At 49.0% G+C, this 526-nt stretch carries 1 protein-coding gene; it reads left to right on the top strand.

Translation table 11 applies throughout. The annotated features are described in order from the left end of the window. Positions 1 to 526 (top strand): FAD-dependent oxidoreductase (locus R7Q48_RS30815; RefSeq protein WP_318134213.1); only part of this gene is annotated, 526 nt, incomplete at both ends.

Consider the following 526-nt stretch of genomic DNA (forward strand, 5'->3'; position numbering starts at 1 on the left):
TTCATGGCGTATTGGTGCAAGCGACGTTTACCAATGTTCACTTGAGAGCCTAGAGAACCTACCTGCAAGCCAAATCGAAATCGACGAGTCGCTAGAAGAAGGTGTCGAGTTCAACGCAGGTTGGGGCCCAGTTGCTATCGAACACGAGAACGGCAAAGTAACCGGCATCACTATCAAGAAAGTCCTGTCTATCTTTGATGAGCAAGGCAACTTTGCACCTCAGTACAGCGAAGAAAGTAAAACCATCTCTGTAGACACCATCGTTTTTGCAACCGGTCAAATCGTGGCAGATATTACTGACGGTGCACTAGAGCAAACTCGCGGCGGCCGTTACGTTGTCGATAAACAAACGTTAGCTTCTAGCCTAGAAGACGTCTTCGTAGCTGGTGACGCGTGTGGCGGTAACATCGTGATTGAAGCGATGGCATTAGGTCGCAAAGCAGCAATGAGTGTTGAGCGCTTTCTAACGACTCGCCCACTAACTGAAGACCGCGACTTCGAGCAAGAATACAGCTACTCATCTCGT

The organism is Vibrio sp. 378, from assembly GCF_033339435.1.